An 18,020-nucleotide genomic window follows, 5' to 3' on the forward strand; every position below is an offset into this window, starting at 1 on the left:
AGACACTATTGGCCACCCTTTTCTTATACGAACTCATCTTATTTAAAAGGCAGGTTTTCAAAAATGATGCGATTGATTGAGGGAACAATGAAACGATCAGTTTTAATCCTGACGTGTGTTGTTCTCATTTTAACATGGGGTGCCATGTCTGCATTTCAAATGCAAAGAGATTATCTTCCACCTATTAATAACACTGCACTTATGATTACCATTCAAGCAGATACATATCAAGCTGAACAGGTTAAGCAAATCATTACAGCTAAAGTGGAAGAAGCTGTAGGAACTGTTGATAATCTTAACTATATTGAAGCAAACTCATTTGACGGCGGTTTAATGGCGAGCCTTTATTTTCCTGGGCATACCAATCTGGAAAAAGCGGAAAATGATGTAAAAGCTGTCATGGAAAAAATGAAATGGCCTGACGGTGTGAAAACACCTCAGATCACTCGTGTCAGTACCAACTCGTTTCCAATCATGAGGTTAAGTTTGACGAGCGGTTCAAATGACATAAATGAAAATCAACTGCGCACAACATTACAAGAAAAAGTAGCAAATGAAATAAAGCATGTTCCAGGTGTAAGGGAAGTGCGTGTCACCGGGGCAGGAAAAAATGGATACCTTTTGACACTCAATGACGATGCCCTAAGCCAATATGGCTTAACGATAAAAGATGTGCAAAATGCACTTTCTTCTATACATCCAATCATGCCTCAAGGAACCATCCAGGAAAACGGGGGACCTGAAGGGAAAGTAACTATGCCGATCCGCGTGACAGATTGGCCCATTAATAGTGTCGACCTGAAAAGTGTACAAATTCCTACTAAAGACGGCGGGACTGTAAGTGTAAAAGAGGTTGCGAAAATTGACAATAGCATGATTGACTTACAAACCATTTCTAGAACAGGTGGACAACCAAGTGTTATTCTCGATGTTTTAAAAACTCCTTCATCAAACATTACAGATGTGACGGAACGGATAAATGAACGAATCAAAGCTATACCGGAAATCCAATCAGAAACGATCAAGCTTTCTGTGTTATTGGACCAGGGTGATGAAATTAGTTCTGCCTTAAAAGGCCTAATAAAAGAAGGGTTAATTGGGATTGTTTTTTCGATCCTTTGTGTATTTTTGTTTTTCAGGAATGTTCGTTCCACATTGATCATTGCCTTGTCTTTGCCCATTTGCCTTCTTTCAACTACCGCAATCCTAAATGCAATGAATGTAAGTTTAAATATCTTAACCATTTCTGGACTAATTGTGGCAATGGGTCGTGTGGTCGATGATTCCATAGTTGTCATCGATAATATGTATAGAAAGCTACTGAAAGAATCAGGCGGCCAAGTGACCAAGCAGCAGTTGGCAGAAGGAGTAGTAGAAATGATCCCTGCTATTTCTTCCTCCACTGCAACCACTGTGGCTGTGTTTTTGCCAATTTCAATTATCGGGGGAATGATTAGCTCTGCTTTTTCCGGATTTGCCTGGTCTGTTGTCATTGCCCTTATCACTTCACTTGCGGTTTCGATCTTTGTTGTGCCAACATTGGCCTATATACTTTGGAGAAAAAAACCTGTTACCAAGTCAGTTGAAATAGAGACGAAAGCGAGGCACATACTTGAAAAGGTCTTTGTAAAGAAAAAAACGATTGCCATTCTGGCTGTGGCTTTGTTTGGGATTACGGTTGCTCAAGCTGTGTTTTTACCAGTAAACTTTTTTCCAAGAGGAAATGTGAAAGATGTAGCGATCCAGGTTGAGCTGCCAGAGCAAGCACAGCTTTCAGATGTAGATGCTGAAGTGAAAAATATTGAAACCATCTTAAAGGACATTCCTGAGGTGAACACATTTTCTTCCACACTTGGATCGTCATTTACACCGATGTTTGATGACGTTTTTGATGAAGGCGGAGGCTGGATGCAGAAGCAAAATATCGCAAATATTTCGGTTGGAATTAATGATCAAAACGATATCGACTTATTTGTGGAACAATTGCGTAATCAGCTGGGCTCATTATCAACAAACGCTGTTTACACGGTGTCCAATCAAAATATTTCTGGAGATGATTCCAAGTTAAAAGTCATTTTAACCGGAGCAGACCAAAGGGAACTTGCAGCTGCTGCCATTTCAGTAAGGAGTAAACTTCAAATGATTCCAGGTCTAAGTATTGAAGGGACAGCGAATGATGCGGATGCACCCGTCAAACACTATCTCTCACTCAATCAGGAAAAAATCCAGAGCTTAGGTATCAATGTCGATGAGGTTCTCAACCGAATCAATGGTTATTTACCTCAACACGTCAGAATGGATATTTCTGCCAAATACTATATCACCCCTGTTGTACTTCAGATGAATGAACAGGAACGTTTTGAATTAGCCGGAGATCTACAGCCGGAAAAGACCATTTTATCAAAAATAGGAAATGAAACATTTAAAGCACAGGATGGGTCACAAGTGTCATTAGCCGAAATATCATCATTGGAGACAAGCACCCAGACTGTGATCAGTGAAAGAGATGGACTTCCATTTGCTGCTGTAACAGGAAATATTATTACAAGAGATATCGGAAAGGTAACAAGCCAGGTGAAAGACACAATGGAGAATTTGGACCTGCCTCCAGGTGTTGAATATTCTATCGGGGGGATCTCCCAGCAGGTAAAACAAATGGTGATGGAAATGGGCCTTGCTCTATCCTTGTCCTTTCTCCTTGTCCTCATGATTGTTAGTGCCGTATTTCGCGGCTGGTATGCACCGATTGCTGTATTGATTTGTATTCCAATGGCATTAATTGGATCCGTGTGGAGTATGTCTATTTTAAGAATGGAGTGGAATCTGGCAGCATTGATTGGATTATTAATGCTCACTGGTATTGTTGTCACGAACGGAATTGTGCTCGTTGATAAAATTGAAAGAAATCTTGCAGAAGGAATAGAAACAAAACAGGCCATTCTACTTGGAACCGCAACAAGGGTTAGACCAGTGTTAATGACAGCGGGAACGACCATCTTAACCTTACTTCCACTTACATTCTCAAATAACGGAAACACGCTTGTTTCTCAAACACTTGGTGTTGTCGTGATAGGTGGAATGATAAGTTCCACGCTTATCTGCCTCATAGTCATTCCCATCATCTATCAATGGCTGAGTGGAAAAGCGACGAAGACAAAAACAAAAACTACTGTACAAAAGGAAGTATCTGCTTAATGGGGCAGAGGAATAGGTTTATTTCACAATTAAATACGAAGAAAAGCTACTGGCATGTTGCCGGTAGCTTTATCAATGTTAAAGAATCAGGTAATGCCTATGATTAATATTATTAATATTTGTACGATAAATTATAAAACTAGTAATAATTTTTTCTGATTTGTACTCTTTTATTCCTAAACTGATTGTGATAGAAATTTGCTTATAATGATAAAAAAACTCTGATTCTTCTACGGCTTTACGAATGCGTTCAGCAAAAGTTTTACCCGTTCAAATAATTAGTTCGGGGTTAAAAATATGTTGTTTAGTTTTTGATGTAAGATACTTCTCTATGATAAAAAATATGACAATAAAGTCCTTTGAAAATCTAAGTTTTATTTAACAATAGCTTCCTTTAATGGAATAAATAAAATATGATCCGAACCTAAAAAACCAATTAATTCTTCTTTCACTAGAGCACCCCGTTTGTTTAAGTACATTTCTGCACAAACTTGTCCCTAGTCATCACTTTAAAGAAATTTATTCTTTCTTTTTGAAAACTTATCAAAACAATTTATTATCAATGACACAAACTGGATTATTAAGCCAATACAAAAAAGTACACGAATGTATATTATCTCTATGACCCAGATACCGAAAACAATGAGGACTATAACTGTTAAATTAATGTACCAAGGAATTTTCAATTTTCCCACTCCATAAACTATTTGATTACATTATACCATTAATAGTGAATATTAAAGGCAACTCAATTTTTGGGAGAAACTATGCTTATTTCTTCGATTAACTTGCCCGTTAACTTAAGTAGATTTTTTCACAATCTTTTCGGTATACAATCTAAATTATTATTCAATAAGCACAGTGTAGCAAAATTTATATAAATATTAATTACCAGACACATCTAGTTTTCATTCATTCATGTTACCTGCTTTTTTTGTTCAGCTGAGCTTTGATATGTTTATGGAACTTGAATAAAAGAGATCACATCGTTATCTATTTTCCGCTTAAGCGTTCCGGAAGGCTTTGATTCGATTGAACACGCTATCGAGTTTTGCTTCAATTTGATAAAGTAAGAACAGGGTAACGGCAATCGGAAAGCCGACCTCACTTATGAGGGGAATGAATTGTTCCACGATGGTCACCTCATTTCTTCATTAATAGTAGAAAGGGCTGCCTCCTAAAGGAAAGCAGCCCTTTTGTTTTCAACGTTTATGAAGGGAGATACACTTACACAATCTCGTAATCTGTTACGTTATGCTCGACAAGACGTGCTTCTTTTGCACTGACAAAGCTTTGATTGCCACCACCGAAAATGTTGGCTGCAATAATCAAATCCATCACCTGTTTTACAGCTGCTTTATCGACCGGCTCCTTCGGAAAGTCAATCGTCAGCTTTGAAGTTTTCCCCAAACCAGTTGTAAAATGCAATTCGAGTGTTTTTGCCATATCCGTCATCCTCTCCTATTAACTTCGTTCTTTCTTAGGCAAGTACTTCATACAAACCATTCTTTTCGACTGTTGCAAGCGGATGGATCGAAAGGGAAGCCAGTGCCTGCCCAATCTGGTAAAGCTGATCAGCCGTAGCCGATTCCACCACACCACTATAGGTCTTCGTCTTGAAAATTGGTTTCCCGCCTTCGTCAATCCCTGTCTCATAAGTCAAACGCAGTTTCATAGATTTGATCAATGTCTGTGCCATCTTCATCATCCTCTCCTTTCATACTCTTTATATAGAGAAAGGGGTTAAAAGTGTCCCATGAATTTAACATTTTTTCGAATCTGTTACTGCTTTTTGAAACGTGGTGGCGGTTCTCGCATTTCTACTATTGAGGATCATGGGTGTGGTTTAAGATTATCTTGAAGAAACAAAAAAGCCTTATCTAGAATAAACGCCACAGAGAGATTAATTGATTGAATGATAGAAACGACAGGACCATCCTGGTGATTTCCAAATGCAGTACATGTACAAAAACAAACATAAGAGTAGAAAAAGCAAGAAATAGAAGATATGCTTAAAAGTGAACAGCCTAAGAAAAGGAGAAAGAAACATGAACACATCAGAAATAGAAAATTTACAGAATGAGGTTTTTACTAAAAATATTCAGCACATGCATCCGCAATCTAGGGAAACCTTAATGGCTGAAATATCAGCCTTAGAGAAAGATAAAAATGCAGATGAAAAAGCAAAGCAATATTTGAAATGGGTAGCTAAACAAACAGAGTTCAACTTTTATTTAGCATTGCTTCCGAAAGGGAATGGATTAATCTTATTAAAGCAAAATTTAAAAGCTGCCTTAGTTATTGGATTTAATCGACCAAATGAGAATTTGAAGCAATTCTTTGAAGGTCATAATCTTATTCTAGAAATACTAAACCTTCATTCGATGCAAAAAGGGGAAGGATATAAGATCATGCAAAAGGTTATTCTTTTATCCAAAAAGATAGATTCTCCTATCTGCTTATGGGCAGAAACAGAAGAGAACGTACAATACTTTGAGCGTTATGGATTTGAAAATTATGGGGCATTAGGGGAAAATAATGAAATTATGATGGTTTTGCAAAACAAATAAAGGAATTGATTAAAGGCAGCTATTCTAGCTGCTTTTTTGTTAGGATTACGTCAGGAAATAATTCTATGTTGCAACCTAAAATGACCATTGCTGTATGGAATGTCGATCGATTTATTTGGATAAATTGGAAAATGTTCATTTCCTTGGAAAAGGGAAATGACCCATTGCTGAATAAAAAAAGGTCCTGCTTATCAATGCAGGATCTTTGATTATACCAGTATCATTTGCCATTACTTGCATTATTCAACTGGTACTTCTTTTGTGTATGCTGACATTTTTCTTTCTTTTTCTTTTTTTCGTTGTATACTTATTTCTTTAACTTCTTTACTGTAGTATTTACCCTTCGTATAGAAAGCTACTACAATGGTCAGGATTGAAGCTAATATGGCCGCAAAGAAAGTGGCTGTATTTTGTAGGAACGTCCCCATGTATCCTAATCCAGCAATCGTTCCAAGGACACTTGAGATAATTAAGGGTGCAACCCCAGCGGGATTCCATTTATATAATTTTTCTTGTCTTGCTTCATATTCCATCGGTACAATTTTCAACAACTTCTTCACGACTAAAGCATCTGTCACTAAAATAGCAGCCCATGCCATTAAGAGAACCCCTTGGAATGTCATCGCACTACCTAAATAATCTAAAATACCGCCAAGCATTAGTACGATCGATACGACGCCTGAGACAACCACCCAGAAGCGACGATCGGGTTTGAAATGAAATACATTCTCAAAAAAGTTGGACAATGATAGGGAAGCACTATAAATATTTGTAACGTTAATACGTAATTGTGTTAACATCGTAAATAAAACTCCGCCTAGTCCAAGAATTGTGACAATATATACCCCCGGATTCGATTCAGCAAACCGGACACCAAACCATATTCCAAGTAAGCCCATGACACCAAAACAGAAAATTTGCGGAATAAATCCGATCATAATGGATCCGATTTTAATATCTTTGGGTTTAAGGAAACGAGCATAATCTGACGCAATTAAAGCGGTTAATCCCATAATCCCGTGCTGCATTCCTATACATAAGAGTAAAGCTGTTCCACCTATCTGTACACCTTTTGGCATATAGTTCCAAAAGTGTCCATCAAATTGAGACGGCATATTGGCTGCGACCATTATGATGGCAATTAAAAAGATAAAGAAGATGGGTAAAGACCATTTTTGTAATTTATCGAGTTGTTTGATCCCAAACCAATTTAGCGGGATGACGATAGATCCGAATACGATAATTAAAAGCCATAGTGGAATTGAGGGGAAAAATGCATGTATTGCAGAAACGAGAATCATGCCTTCAAAGGCGCAATACATGATGAAATTCGATGCGTATATCAATGAAGTTAACGAAGCACCAATATACCCAAACCCCTGTCTAGACATGAGGTTTACGTTCATTCCTGACTTCGCGGATAAATAGGCAATCACTGTACCTAAGACTCCAGCAATAATGATGGCATAAATTGCTGAAATAATCGCGTTCATCGCGCCATACTGAAGGGCCATTACACTGCCTGTTTGAAAATAAAAAATCGCTGTGGCAATACCAAACGTGATGTTGGTTACACTAAACCATCCCATGTTCCGTTTTTCTACCGGAACCTTATCAAATGAATAATCGTCTTTTTCTTCTTCTTGGAGATCTTTAGTTTGATCTACATTCATGTAATCATCCTTTCATGAGCTCCTCACATCCTGCCCCCTTCCTGCGTTCATTTTCACATTCAATTTACACCCGTTCAAGATTGAATGCTTGTTTGGGTACAGCAGAATGTGTAGTTTTGAGCAAATTTTATTTTGAGAAAAAGAAAAATATATGATCCTTCGCAGACTGTATCTGTCCGCCACTATTATATTATATGCATAGTTAGTTAACATAATCAAGGATCTGAGAGAAAGTAGGCATTAATCAACCTTTAAAAAGGTGGGTTTTGCCTTGATTTTACACATTAGTCCCATACATCTGGCTGAATAAAAATCCAACTGGCAGATAACAATGAAAATTAATTATAAGAACAAGTTTCTACTTAAAGGAAAAACGCAGACAAACTATAAACTGGTTTAAAAGGAAAAAGAGCGCTAATCCAGGATTGCGCCCAATTGCTGAAAATATAAAATAAAAGAGAAAACTATACTTAACTATCTTTTTGTAATACACTTCGTTGAAAGGAAAATTCCTAAAAGTTAAGAAACCTTTTTCTCAAGTCCTTATTCTCTAAAATTTTCATGAAAATAAATACTAAAGAAAGCTCAATAAATATATCAGTTTTGAAAGCTTTCATTGGTGACTACATCTCGTTTTGTCTTCATCTTTTTTGCAAAGTGGGAAAATAAATAACAACCTGTTATGACAATGATACTACCAATTCCTTGTAACCAAGCCAGTTGTTCACCTAAAAAGAGAAAGGCTTTCAATGTTATAGCTAAAAAAGAAAAAGATATTACTAGCCTTTACCATTTAGTTTGACACCTAACCAAACCTAATCTTGACTTTATAAAAAACGAAGTATAATGCTAATTTTTGTTTAAATAGTAGGTTAATATCAATCTTTGGGAATTTTTCACATAAATAAAAAAAGCTCTCTTTTAAAGGACTTTTCTTTTATAATAGAAAATGCTAATAAATTTTGACAAAGGATATTTATTATGGACTTCATTTATATTAATCAAAATGTTTTAGATAACTTGTTTTACATCTTAGTAAGTATTTTTGTTTTCTTCGTTTTAATTGATAATTTAAAAACGTCGCTTAAAAATTATCAAAAAATCCTTATGACAGCATGCATGAGTTTACCAAGTATTTTATGTATGAAATTCCCTATTTATATTGATGAATATTGTATCCATGATTTAAGGCAAATTCCTTTTCTAATTGGTATCCTTTATGGCGGATGGCCTGTCGGGGTTGCTTTGTTGATTATTTTGTTGACAACTAGATTTTTTATTTATGGATTTAACTCTCTAACTCTTATTGTTTATATCGTGATCTTTATTATCACGGCACTTTTTTCAAAGAAGTTCAGCATGTTCAATAGAAAAAATAAACTTATTTTCTCCGTTCTGTTATCTTTGTTTCTTGGAATACTAACAACTTCTATCGCTGTTATCATGTCTGATTCATTTAGGGTGACGGAAGCTTACATGTTTTATTTTATTTTCCTTCCTCCAGTAGTGATGTTTTTCGTTGTATATATAATAGAAATATTAAGTGAGGCAATTAATCTAAGGTCAAAAATAACAAAGCTAGAAAAAATGGAAGTTGTTAGCCAGTTAGCTGCAAGTATTTCCCACGAAGTTAGAAATCCTTTAACCGTTGTAAAAGGGTTTATTGATCTTCTAAAAGATCCTGACCTTTCTCCAGAAGATAGAGAACGGTACTTACAACATGTGGTAAGAGAGCTTAAATCTGCAGAGACCATTATTAATGATTACTTAACATATGCAAAACCTACAACCGAAGATATAGGCATTATTTTCATAGATCGTGAAATAAGAAGTATTATTGAAATGACGAAACCAATGGCCAATATGAATTCGGTGAAGATATCAGAAGAGTTAGCGCCAGGAATTACACGAGGAAATATTCAACATTTCAAGCAATGTCTTTTAAATCTGATAAAAAATAGTATAGAGGCAATGCCAAACGGTGGGGAGTTTAGTGTAGTTACAACAGTAAGTAAATTCGATATCATAATTGAAATAAGTGATACCGGTGTTGGCATGAGCAAAGAACAAATAAGCCGTTTTGGCGAACCTTATTACAGTACTAAAGAAAAGGGGACTGGATTAGGTTCAATGGTTATTGTAAAAACAATAGAGACAATGAATGGGAAAATTAAGATAGATAGTGTTTTAAATAAAGGAACAACGATAAGAATAACCCTTCCTAGTTATACTTCATGAACAAGGTGTCAGGCGCCATTTCAATATTGGATGATGCCTGGCACCTGTATTATGAATTGGTTTGTCGGAAAGTCAAAAGGCTATTGGGGAAAAATTCAAAGCGATGTTCTATACTTAAAGTGATTGTCGAAACTTGTATTATGGAAAACTTTAAAAATAAACACGCTTTTCTATATACTTAAAAACAGATGGATGGCAAGTGTGCCCATCTTGGTATAAAGTGTTGGGGCCAATACTACATTCTCTAAGCGCAAGAACCGTCCCACTTGAATTATTGTGGTAAAATAATAATAAATGCTTGCAAGTCTAGCAAGTTAAACTAGAAATTTGTCGAATTAAGAAGTGTTAAAAAAATAGAAAGATGTTGGTTTGCTTGAGTGATGCTTATCCAGATTACGATCATTTGTGGAAAGATATCATAACAGATTTATTTGAAGAGTTTCTTCTGTTTTTTTCACCTGAATTATATGAACAAGTTGATTTTACAATCCCTCCTGAATTCCTCGAACAAAAGCTTCATACCATTATTCCTGAATCACTAAGTAATAAGCGTTTTTCCGATAAGTTGGTAATACTAAAACTGAAAAATGGTGATGAACAATGGGTGTATGTTCATGTTGAAGTTTTAACATATGGATGGGCTTACGGAAGTGATGGAACAAAACTAAATGGAAAATCATTCATGTTAGCCATTTCAACTGGAAGTGCAATGACCGCTTATAAAGCTGGCGGAAAGAATCAATTTTCCATAGATGAGTTAACAAAGCCATTTCAAGCTATGAGTAACTTAGTTGGAATGAAATTTTTGCCTTCCTTTGTTTTTATGTTCTAAATAATAGCACACGTGAAGATGTTGAAAAGAGTATTCCATTATACTTGGACCATATTAAAGAACACTGCATTGAAAAGAATCTTTTCAACAAGAATTAAAATAAATAATAATACTTTTTTGAAAATTAGCCTCTGTTATAATGTGACTAATAAATTTAACATTATTTCTGAGGTTTTTTATGATTCCTCATATTTGCGATGATGAAATATACATATCCAAATCTCTTACATTTTCTATGTTACATTCTGGACTCATAGATGAATAGATGGCTATGACCGCATATGGAATGACACCATATGAAGCATTACGTACTGCCACATATTACCCAGCGAAAAAGATGGGTGTTGAGGATGATCTAGGTACCATTGAGGAGGGGAAGATTGCGGATATTGTTTTCGTGAAGGGGAACCCATTAGAAGAAATAAAAGATACCGTTAACGTCCAAATGGTTATGAAAGATGGGAAAATATATTTAATCGATGACATTATCACTCCATTTATGAAACAAAATTAGATTAAGCTTGATTTTTTATGTGCCAGACATGTTCATCAACTTGGCGGTGTGAGCTTTGGATTGTTCCTCGCACTTAAGCTAAATACTTGATGAAAAACATATTTTGTGTTTAAATTTGTAAGACTCTGAATTTTTGGACTATATTAGAGTTCCATAGCATTAATTAATAGACGAGGAGGACCATCATGAACTATCGTACAGTAGGTAAGACAGGGGTTCAAGTTTCAAATTTATGTTTCGGAACGATGTCATTTGGTGGAAACGCTGATGAAGAAACATCAAAAGCTATGTTTAAGCGCTGTCGTGAAGCAGGCATTAACTTCTTCGATACGGCAAATGTATATAGCGATGGACGGGCCGAAGAAATTTTAGGAGAATGTATAGCTGACTGCAGGGATGAAATCATACTCACTTCTAAAGTCTATTTTCCGAGGGGAAAAGATATTAATGCGAGAGGTCTGTCTCGCCGTCATATCATTCTTGAAGTTGAAAACAGCTTACGGCGCTTAAAAACAGATCGTATTGATTTTTACTTTGTACATATGTTTGATGAGAATACACCAATAGAAGAAACGTTGCGTGCACTTGATCAACTTCAGGCTCAAGGGAAAATTCTATATCCTGCCGTTAGCAACTGGGCAGCCTGGCAAATAGCCAAAGCATTAGGGGTTTCTGCAAAAGAACAGCTTGCACGTTTTGAATTAATCCAGCCAATGTATAACCTGGTTAAACGACAAGCTGAAGTAGAGATATTACCTCTTGCCGTATCCGAACAAATGGGAGTCATTCCTTATAGTCCTTTAGGTGCTGGGCTTCTTACCGGAAAATACGGGGTGAATAAACGACCTGAGCAAGGCAGAATCGTTGAAGAAAAAAGATATACGGATCGTTATGCAGATGAAATGCATTATGTTGTAGCCGACCGATTTACTGCATATGCTTCCGAACAGGGCGTTCATCCAGCAACACTTGCCGTTGCATGGGTAATGTCCAATCCAGCAATAACAGCACCGATTATCGGGGCAAGAAATGTAGAGCAGCTTGAGTATTCACTTGCTGCCGTTGATGTGAAGATGACACCGGAATGGCGCAGTGAAATTTCTTCCCTCTCTATTACTCCTTCACCGGCCACAGACCGTTCTGAAATGTTTTAGCAATAAGGGTGCCAAGTACAACCATTTTCTGGATGGTACCTGGCACCTTAATGTTTTTTACAGCTGCAATAGCAATGGGATTACTTAGGTGATGATTGGTCCGCCCAACAACTCGCAGGGCTTAAATCAGAATTTTAAAAAACTAGGTATAAAAGTTGTTGCTGAAACAAATGCAAACTTCAAGGACACAACTCAAATCTCTGATCTTGAAACAATAAAGGCAAAGAAACCTAATATTCTTATCAGCATTCCCCTAAATGCACAAACGACAACGAGAACCTATAAAGCCATTGCTGACTCTGGAACAAAAATTGTTTTTATGGACCAACCCGCAGAAGGTATGAAAGCAGGGAAAGATTATGTATCTGTTGTTTCTGCTGATAGCTTCGGCCTTGGTATGAATATTGCTGATGAATTAGCAAGGGCTATTGGTGGTAAAGGAGACGTGGCAGCACTTTACTATGCTCCTGACTTTTATGTAACAAATCAGCGATATGAAGGATTCGTCGCGCGATTTAAAGCAAAATATCCCGATATTAATCTTATAGCTGTTCAAGGATTCCAGGATCCGAATAAATCTCAAGAAGTAGCAGGTGCTTTATTAACCAGATACCCTAAATTGAAAGGAATGTATGCTAGCTGGGATGTTCCTGCAATGGGTGCTTTAGCGGCAGCAAGGGCGAAAATCACCAGATGAATTTAAGGTTGTCAACGAAAATTTAGGTAATGAAGTTGCACTTGCCATGGCTAATAATGACTTTATAGCTGGAATTGGCTCCCAACGGCCTTTTGATCAAGGTGTTGCAGAGGCTAGACAAGCTGCTTTGGCAATAATCAGCGCTGAAACGCATCCATATGTTGCGGTACCATCATTGGCGGTAAACAGATCCAATCTGGAAAAATCATATCAGGAGATCTACCATAAAGATGCGAAAATACTGAAGGCATTAAAAAAATAATTTTAAATTCTCTAGTTTCATATTTTAAAGAACGTACTGAATGGACTTGCTTTTATTAACTCTTCCTCTGTTTTACAATCAGTTTGATTCAAAATTTCTGTTTTAAAGTGGGAAAAGAACGATTCAACACAGGCATTATCCAGGCAGTTTCCTTTGCGAGAGTGGCTGCCCTTTATGCCATATTTGTTTAGTCGTTTGTTGTATTTTTTAGACGTGTATTGGAATCCGTGATCCGAATGAAGGATGGTTCTGTGCACGCTTCTTTTTTTATTCAGGTCCTCCACAGTATCCAAAACTAATTTCATATTATCCCAATCTGATAACTTCCACGCAACAATTTCGTTATTATTGATATCCTGAATAACAGATAGGTAATAAAGACGATTTTGAAAGGGGATGCACGTGATGTCAGTTACTAGGACTTCATTTTCCTTTCTCTCTTTGAATTCCCTGTTGACCAGGTTAGGGAACACTTTGGAACCTTTTTTGCCATGGTATCTCCACTTCTTTCTGATCACCGATGTCCATTACCTTCATTAATCGGTAAACCTTGTTATGGTTGACCTCGCCCCCTCTTCCTTAAGGGCAATCACCATGCTAGGATAGCCATACTCCTTGTGTTTGAGATGGATGGAAAGCATCTGATTCATTAATCCCTGATCCAGTTCCTTTTTTCTTCTCACGGACCTCAATTGTCTTAATCCATTTGTAATAGCCTGATTGCACCTCAGTAATTTCAGTTAACCAGGTAATGGGGTATGCCCCTTTCAGCTCATGAATAATCTCAAATCTTATTGATTTTCTGATTTCACCTCCCCGTGAAGATTTGGATACTGCTTTTTTAGGTAGTCAACCTGAGCCTTATAGTAATCCCGTTTTTCTTCTGCAGTTTTGAACTTTGTTTTTGGCCGTCCTTTAAGGGGGTTATCAGTAGAAGGTTTTCCCCATTGATCAGTAAGCTGATTGCCTTCCTCAAACTTTCTTACCCAATTTTTTTTTTACAATGCAGATGTTTATGTTGTGCAAGCCCAATTTTTATAGTCTAATTCACATTTAATTTCAGGTTGTTGGAGAAAATGTTTTTAAATGATACCGTTTTATGGCTGATTTACGCAAATTATTGTAATTCTCAATGTAATCGATTACAATATATGTAAACGAACACTGAAAGGGAAAGAGATAAATGGTCAGAATTGCGGATGTTGCAAAAATGGCAAATGTTTCAACGGCCACAGTATCCCGAGTCATAAGTAATACAGGGACTGTAAAAAAAGAAACAGCTGAAAAAGTTTTAGAAGCGATAAAAAAATTAAATTACCAACCTAATATGCTGGCAAGACAATTGAGAAGATCTGAAACCAAAACAATTCTTGTGGTGGTTCCTGATATAACCAATACTTTCTTTTCTGCGGTGCTGCGCGGAATTGAATCCGTTGCCATCGAAAACGGATATCAAGTACTTCTAGGAGATGCGCGAAACGATGTCGAAAGCGAAACTAGTTTTTTAACGATATTAGGTCAGAAAAAAGCAGATGGGTTGATATTATTAACGGCAAGGACCGATCAAAAAATATTAGAAGATTTGTCCCAGGATTACCCTGTAGTATTGGCGTGTGAATACTATGAGGGTTCCAAGCTGCCTACGGTCTCCATTGATAATGTTAGCAGTGCAAGAAAGGCAACTGAATATTTAATTAGCTTAAACCACAAGAGAATTGGACATATTTGCGGACCCTTGAATATTGTCGTTGGACGAGATCGATGTAGGGGGTTTCATCAAGCAATGGCGCAACACGGCCTGTCTGTGGATCCAAGTTTGGTACAGGAAGGCGAATTCTCTTTTGAAAGTGGATTTAATTTAATGATGAAATTTTTGTCACTAGAGAATCCTCCTACAGCCCTTTTTGCCGGTAATGATGAAATGGCTATGGGTGCCATTAAAGCCGCTAAATCTAAAGGTTTAAGAGTTCCAGAAGATTTATCTGTTGTTGGCTTTGATGATATTAAATTTGCATCAATTTTTGAACCTGCTCTAACAACCGTGGCACAACCAACGTTTGAAATGGGTCAAAAAGCGATGCTTTTACTGTTAAAATTAATTAAAGATGAAGAATTAGAGAAAGATCAATTTATTCTTCCTGATAAACTCATTGTCCGTGAATCATGCAAAGAACTTACCATAGAAGAGTAGTTTAGCCTATTCCTGTTAGAATTAAAATAATGAAAAACAAAAGGGGAGTGAACTTAATAATGGTTCACTCCTTTTTATCATTATTAGAGGACCAGCGATTCTATTGGTTCCAGAACAGTTTTTTCATTCTGATTAATGAAGAATCGAGGAAGTTTTAAAAAAATATTGAATTCTATACTGTAATCGATTACAATAAGGGTGTCGAAAAAAAAGAGTAAAATATTTTAGTGCTAAGTGAAAATGTATTTTATTCGGAAAGGTTATTTCTTAATTTAAAAGTATGAATAAATTCAAATTTTTTTTCGGCAAAAATGTAATCCATTACATTTTTAAGGATAGGTAAATTATTTATTTCTTGGACTAAACATATATTTTTTTTTCGAGTTTGTGTAATCGATTACACTAAATAACTTCTACTCATTCTTGGGTGAATCGAAAAGTTCGATTGGAGGACGGAAAACAAATGGAAAAAATAAAAGTAGGAATTATCGGGACAGGGTTTATCGGACCAACACATATTGAAGCAATCAGAAGACTTGGATTCGTAGAAGTTGTGGCCTTAGCTGAGACTAGCCAAGTACAAGCAGAACAAAAGGCTGAAGAATTGGGTATTCCAAAAGCCTATGGCGATTACCGCGAAATGCTTCGTGATAGCGAAATTCAAGTTGTTCATAACTGTACGCCAAACCATGTGCATTTCGCGATCAATAAAGAAATTATTTTAGCAGGTAAACATGTCGTTTCAGAGAAACCGCTTGCTATGAACAGCGAGCAATCAGCTGAACTGTTAGAATTGGCTAAAAAGCAAGGTGTTGTACATGGGGTAAATTTTAATTACAGACAGCATGCTAGTGTGCAAAATTTAAGAGCGAAAATTGCTAACGGTGACCTCGGAAAAGTAAATCTAGTTCACGGAAGCTATTTGCAGGATTGGCTGCTATATGAAACTGATTTCAACTGGCGTTTAGCGCCGGAAGTTGGCGGAAAATCACGCGCGGTGGCAGATATCGGTTCGCATTGGTGTGACACCGTTCAATTTGTTACCGGCAAAAAGATTGTGGAAGTGTTTGCCGATTTGGCAACGGTGATTCCAGTGAGAAAGAAAGCAAAAGGCAATGTGGCGACATTTAGCTCACAAACCGCAGAAGATGTTGAGTATGAAGATGTTCCTATCAATACAGAGGATTATGCATCGGTCCTTGTTCGATTCGAGGATGGATCAAGAGGAGTATTTACGGTTTCACAAGTAAGCGCAGGACGAAAAAATCGATTAAGCTTTGAAATCGATGGCAGTAAGAGCTCTGCCTACTGGAATCAAGAAGAGCCTGAAAAACTATGGATGGGGCACAGGGATAAGCCGAATGAAATCCTTCTAGCCGATCCGGCACTGTTCGCACCTGAAGCAAGATCAGCCATCCATCATCCAGGAGGACATAACGAAGGCTGGCCAGATGCACTGAAAAATATGATGTTAAATTATTATTCCTTCATACGTGATCGCAAAGATCCTTTAAAGGATCAATCTAATTTTGCTACATTCGAGGACGGTCATATTTCAATGGCTATTACCGATGCCATTTTAGAAAGCCATGAACAGCAAAAATGGGTCAAGGTTCAGGTGAAAAAGGAGGTTTTAGTATGAAACTAGGTGTGTTTACAGTTCTATATCAAAATCTTCCTTTCGAAGGGATGCTCGATAAATTAGCTGAAATGGGCGTAGAGGCGGTTGAGTTAGGGACCGGTAACTATCCCGGAAATAGTCATTGTAATCCGGAAGAATTGTTAGGGAATCCGGATAAAATCAGATCGTTCAAACGGGCGATTGAAAGCAGGGGATTAACCATCAGCGGACTAAGCTGTCATGGGAACCCGCTTCATCCAAATGTAAAGGCTGCCAAAGACGCCCATGACGTATGGAGAAAAACGGTCTTACTGGCTGAGCAGTTAGAGGTGCCGGTTATCAATGGATTTGCCGGATGTCCAGGAGATCATCCGGGTGCCAAGTTCCCAAACTGGGTGACGTGCTCTTGGCCTCCTGAATATACAGAAGTTTTAGAATGGCAATGGAATGATGTGGTTATCCCGTATTGGAAAGAAGAAGCAAAGTTCGCGGAAAAGCATGGGATTCACCAAATCGCTTTCGAAATGCATCCTGGCTTTGTTGTGTATAATCCGGAAACCTTACTCAAACTAAGAGAATATGCAGGACCAAACATCGGGGCAAACTTCGACCCAAGTCATTTGGTATGGCAAGGCATCGATCCGGTAGAAGCGATTAAAAAATTAGGCAGAGAAAATGCGATCTTCCATTTTCATGCTAAAGATACCTATTTAGACCAAGCCAATATCAAGGTGAATGGTGTTCTCGATACGAAGCATTACAGTCAAGTATTGGATCGCTCATGGACCTTCCGCTCAGTTGGCTATGGCCATAACGAAAAAATGTGGAAAGATATGATCAGTACACTTCGTTCGGTAGGGTATGATTACGTGGTATCCATTGAACATGAAGATATGTTGGCGTCTATCGATGAAGGCTTAATGAAAGCAATCACACTGTTAAAAGGAACGTTGTTTAAAGAGCAAGTATCGGAAATGTGGTGGGCTTAGGGAAGCACAGGGACGGTTCTCATGCTTCGGAAGCATGAGAACCGTCCCCATCCACCCAATTAATAAAAAATAGGGGTGTTAAAA

16 protein-coding genes are annotated in these 18,020 nt (G+C 37.3%); 11 read left to right on the plus strand and 5 right to left on the minus strand.

Annotated elements, in window-relative coordinates:
• The first annotated feature begins 63 nt into the window (after positions 1–63).
• Entirely contained in the window at positions 64–3,195 is a 3,132-nt protein-coding gene (locus tag R4Z09_RS11450) for an efflux RND transporter permease subunit (RefSeq protein WP_338452438.1), read from the plus strand.
• 1,004 nt (positions 3,196–4,199) lie between these two features.
• On the opposite strand, the gene R4Z09_RS31040 is transcribed toward R4Z09_RS11450, so the two are convergent.
• The 3 genes from R4Z09_RS31040 to R4Z09_RS11460 all read right to left on the minus strand — a co-directional run bounded on the left by R4Z09_RS31040 (position 4,200) and on the right by R4Z09_RS11460 (position 4,894).
• The gene (locus tag R4Z09_RS31040; RefSeq protein WP_422392262.1) at positions 4,200–4,337 is read right to left on the minus strand and encodes a YvrJ family protein; all 138 of its coding nucleotides are present in this window, start codon (positions 4,335–4,337) and stop codon (positions 4,200–4,202) included.
• An 85-nt stretch (positions 4,338–4,422) separates the two neighbouring features.
• Positions 4,423–4,641 (minus strand): DUF2922 domain-containing protein, encoded by a 219-nt coding sequence (locus R4Z09_RS11455; RefSeq protein WP_338452439.1) that lies wholly within the window; start codon positions 4,639–4,641, stop codon positions 4,423–4,425.
• 34 nt (positions 4,642–4,675) lie between these two features.
• A complete protein-coding gene (locus R4Z09_RS11460; protein ID WP_338452440.1) occupies positions 4,676–4,894 on the minus strand; it encodes a DUF1659 domain-containing protein in 219 nt (72 codons plus the stop codon).
• A 349-nt stretch (positions 4,895–5,243) separates the two neighbouring features.
• Between R4Z09_RS11460 and R4Z09_RS11465 the strand changes: the two genes are divergently transcribed.
• Positions 5,244–5,765 (plus strand): hypothetical protein, encoded by a 522-nt coding sequence (locus R4Z09_RS11465; protein ID WP_338452441.1) that lies wholly within the window; start codon positions 5,244–5,246, stop codon positions 5,763–5,765.
• A gap of 239 nt (positions 5,766–6,004) precedes the next feature.
• On the opposite strand, the gene R4Z09_RS11470 is transcribed toward R4Z09_RS11465, so the two are convergent.
• The gene (locus R4Z09_RS11470; RefSeq protein WP_338452442.1) at positions 6,005–7,438 is read right to left on the minus strand and encodes a purine-cytosine permease family protein; all 1,434 of its coding nucleotides are present in this window, start codon (positions 7,436–7,438) and stop codon (positions 6,005–6,007) included.
• Between the two features lie 981 nt (positions 7,439–8,419).
• On the opposite strand from R4Z09_RS11470, the gene R4Z09_RS11475 reads away from it, so the two are divergent.
• The 6 genes from R4Z09_RS11475 (at position 8,420) to R4Z09_RS11500 (ending at position 13,135) form a co-directional block, all read left to right on the plus strand.
• Positions 8,420–9,676, plus strand: coding sequence for a HAMP domain-containing sensor histidine kinase (locus R4Z09_RS11475; RefSeq protein WP_338452443.1), 1,257 nt, complete (start codon positions 8,420–8,422; stop codon positions 9,674–9,676).
• 373 nt (positions 9,677–10,049) lie between these two features.
• Positions 10,050–10,508, plus strand: a complete 459-nt coding sequence (locus R4Z09_RS11480; protein ID WP_338452444.1) for an NAD(P)H-dependent oxidoreductase — start codon at positions 10,050–10,052, stop codon at positions 10,506–10,508.
• A 265-nt stretch (positions 10,509–10,773) separates the two neighbouring features.
• A complete protein-coding gene (locus R4Z09_RS11485) occupies positions 10,774–11,022 on the plus strand; it encodes an amidohydrolase family protein (RefSeq protein WP_338452445.1) in 249 nt (82 codons plus the stop codon).
• Between the two features lie 185 nt (positions 11,023–11,207).
• Positions 11,208–12,176: an aldo/keto reductase gene (locus R4Z09_RS11490; RefSeq protein WP_338452446.1), complete on the plus strand. Its 969-nt coding sequence runs from the start codon at positions 11,208–11,210 to the stop codon at positions 12,174–12,176.
• A gap of 91 nt (positions 12,177–12,267) precedes the next feature.
• Positions 12,268–12,873, plus strand: coding sequence for a substrate-binding domain-containing protein (locus R4Z09_RS11495; protein WP_338453254.1), 606 nt, complete (start codon positions 12,268–12,270; stop codon positions 12,871–12,873).
• 46 nt (positions 12,874–12,919) lie between these two features.
• Complete coding sequence (locus R4Z09_RS11500; RefSeq protein ID WP_338452447.1) at positions 12,920–13,135, plus strand: hypothetical protein; 216 nt, start codon at positions 12,920–12,922, stop codon at positions 13,133–13,135.
• Between the two features lie 17 nt (positions 13,136–13,152).
• Here the strand turns inward: R4Z09_RS11500 and R4Z09_RS31045 are convergent, their stop codons facing one another.
• Positions 13,153–13,653, minus strand: a complete 501-nt coding sequence (locus tag R4Z09_RS31045; RefSeq protein ID WP_422392263.1) for an IS3 family transposase — start codon at positions 13,651–13,653, stop codon at positions 13,153–13,155.
• A 665-nt stretch (positions 13,654–14,318) separates the two neighbouring features.
• Between R4Z09_RS31045 and R4Z09_RS11505 the strand changes: the two genes are divergently transcribed.
• The 3 genes from R4Z09_RS11505 (at position 14,319) to R4Z09_RS11515 (ending at position 17,936) form a co-directional block, all read left to right on the plus strand.
• Positions 14,319–15,326, plus strand: a complete 1,008-nt coding sequence (locus tag R4Z09_RS11505; RefSeq protein ID WP_338452448.1) for a LacI family DNA-binding transcriptional regulator — start codon at positions 14,319–14,321, stop codon at positions 15,324–15,326.
• A 463-nt stretch (positions 15,327–15,789) separates the two neighbouring features.
• Positions 15,790–16,968 (plus strand): Gfo/Idh/MocA family oxidoreductase, encoded by a 1,179-nt coding sequence (locus tag R4Z09_RS11510; RefSeq protein ID WP_338452449.1) that lies wholly within the window; start codon positions 15,790–15,792, stop codon positions 16,966–16,968.
• Positions 16,965–17,936 (plus strand): sugar phosphate isomerase/epimerase, encoded by a 972-nt coding sequence (locus tag R4Z09_RS11515; protein WP_338452450.1) that lies wholly within the window; start codon positions 16,965–16,967, stop codon positions 17,934–17,936. The genes R4Z09_RS11510 and R4Z09_RS11515 overlap by 4 nt, the downstream gene beginning before the upstream one ends.
• Positions 17,937–18,020: the final 84 nt, after the last annotated feature.

The organism is Niallia oryzisoli (genome assembly GCF_036670025.1).
Taxonomy (GTDB): Bacteria; Bacillota; Bacilli; order Bacillales; family Cytobacillaceae; genus Bacillus_BD; species Bacillus_BD oryzisoli.

Coding starts and splice junctions, on each gene's coding strand:
- R4Z09_RS11475 (WP_338452443.1), top strand. CDS start 8,420: ATGGACTTCATTTATATTAATCAAAATGTTTTAGATAACTTGTTTTAC.
- R4Z09_RS11465 (WP_338452441.1), top strand. CDS start 5,244: ATGAACACATCAGAAATAGAAAATTTACAGAATGAGGTTTTTACTAAA.
- R4Z09_RS11505 (WP_338452448.1), top strand. CDS start 14,319: ATGGTCAGAATTGCGGATGTTGCAAAAATGGCAAATGTTTCAACGGCC.
- R4Z09_RS11510 (WP_338452449.1), top strand. CDS start 15,790: ATGGAAAAAATAAAAGTAGGAATTATCGGGACAGGGTTTATCGGACCA.
- R4Z09_RS11500 (WP_338452447.1), top strand. CDS start 12,920: ATGGCTAATAATGACTTTATAGCTGGAATTGGCTCCCAACGGCCTTTT.
- R4Z09_RS11515 (WP_338452450.1), top strand. CDS start 16,965: ATGAAACTAGGTGTGTTTACAGTTCTATATCAAAATCTTCCTTTCGAA.
- R4Z09_RS11490 (WP_338452446.1), top strand. CDS start 11,208: ATGAACTATCGTACAGTAGGTAAGACAGGGGTTCAAGTTTCAAATTTA.
- R4Z09_RS11450 (WP_338452438.1), top strand. CDS start 64: ATGATGCGATTGATTGAGGGAACAATGAAACGATCAGTTTTAATCCTG.
- R4Z09_RS11485 (WP_338452445.1), top strand. CDS start 10,774: ATGGCTATGACCGCATATGGAATGACACCATATGAAGCATTACGTACT.
- R4Z09_RS11460 (WP_338452440.1), bottom strand. CDS start 4,894: ATGGCACAGACATTGATCAAATCTATGAAACTGCGTTTGACTTATGAG.
- R4Z09_RS11455 (WP_338452439.1), bottom strand. CDS start 4,641: ATGGCAAAAACACTCGAATTGCATTTTACAACTGGTTTGGGGAAAACT.
- R4Z09_RS11495 (WP_338453254.1), top strand. CDS start 12,268: ATGATTGGTCCGCCCAACAACTCGCAGGGCTTAAATCAGAATTTTAAA.
- R4Z09_RS11470 (WP_338452442.1), bottom strand. CDS start 7,438: ATGAATGTAGATCAAACTAAAGATCTCCAAGAAGAAGAAAAAGACGAT.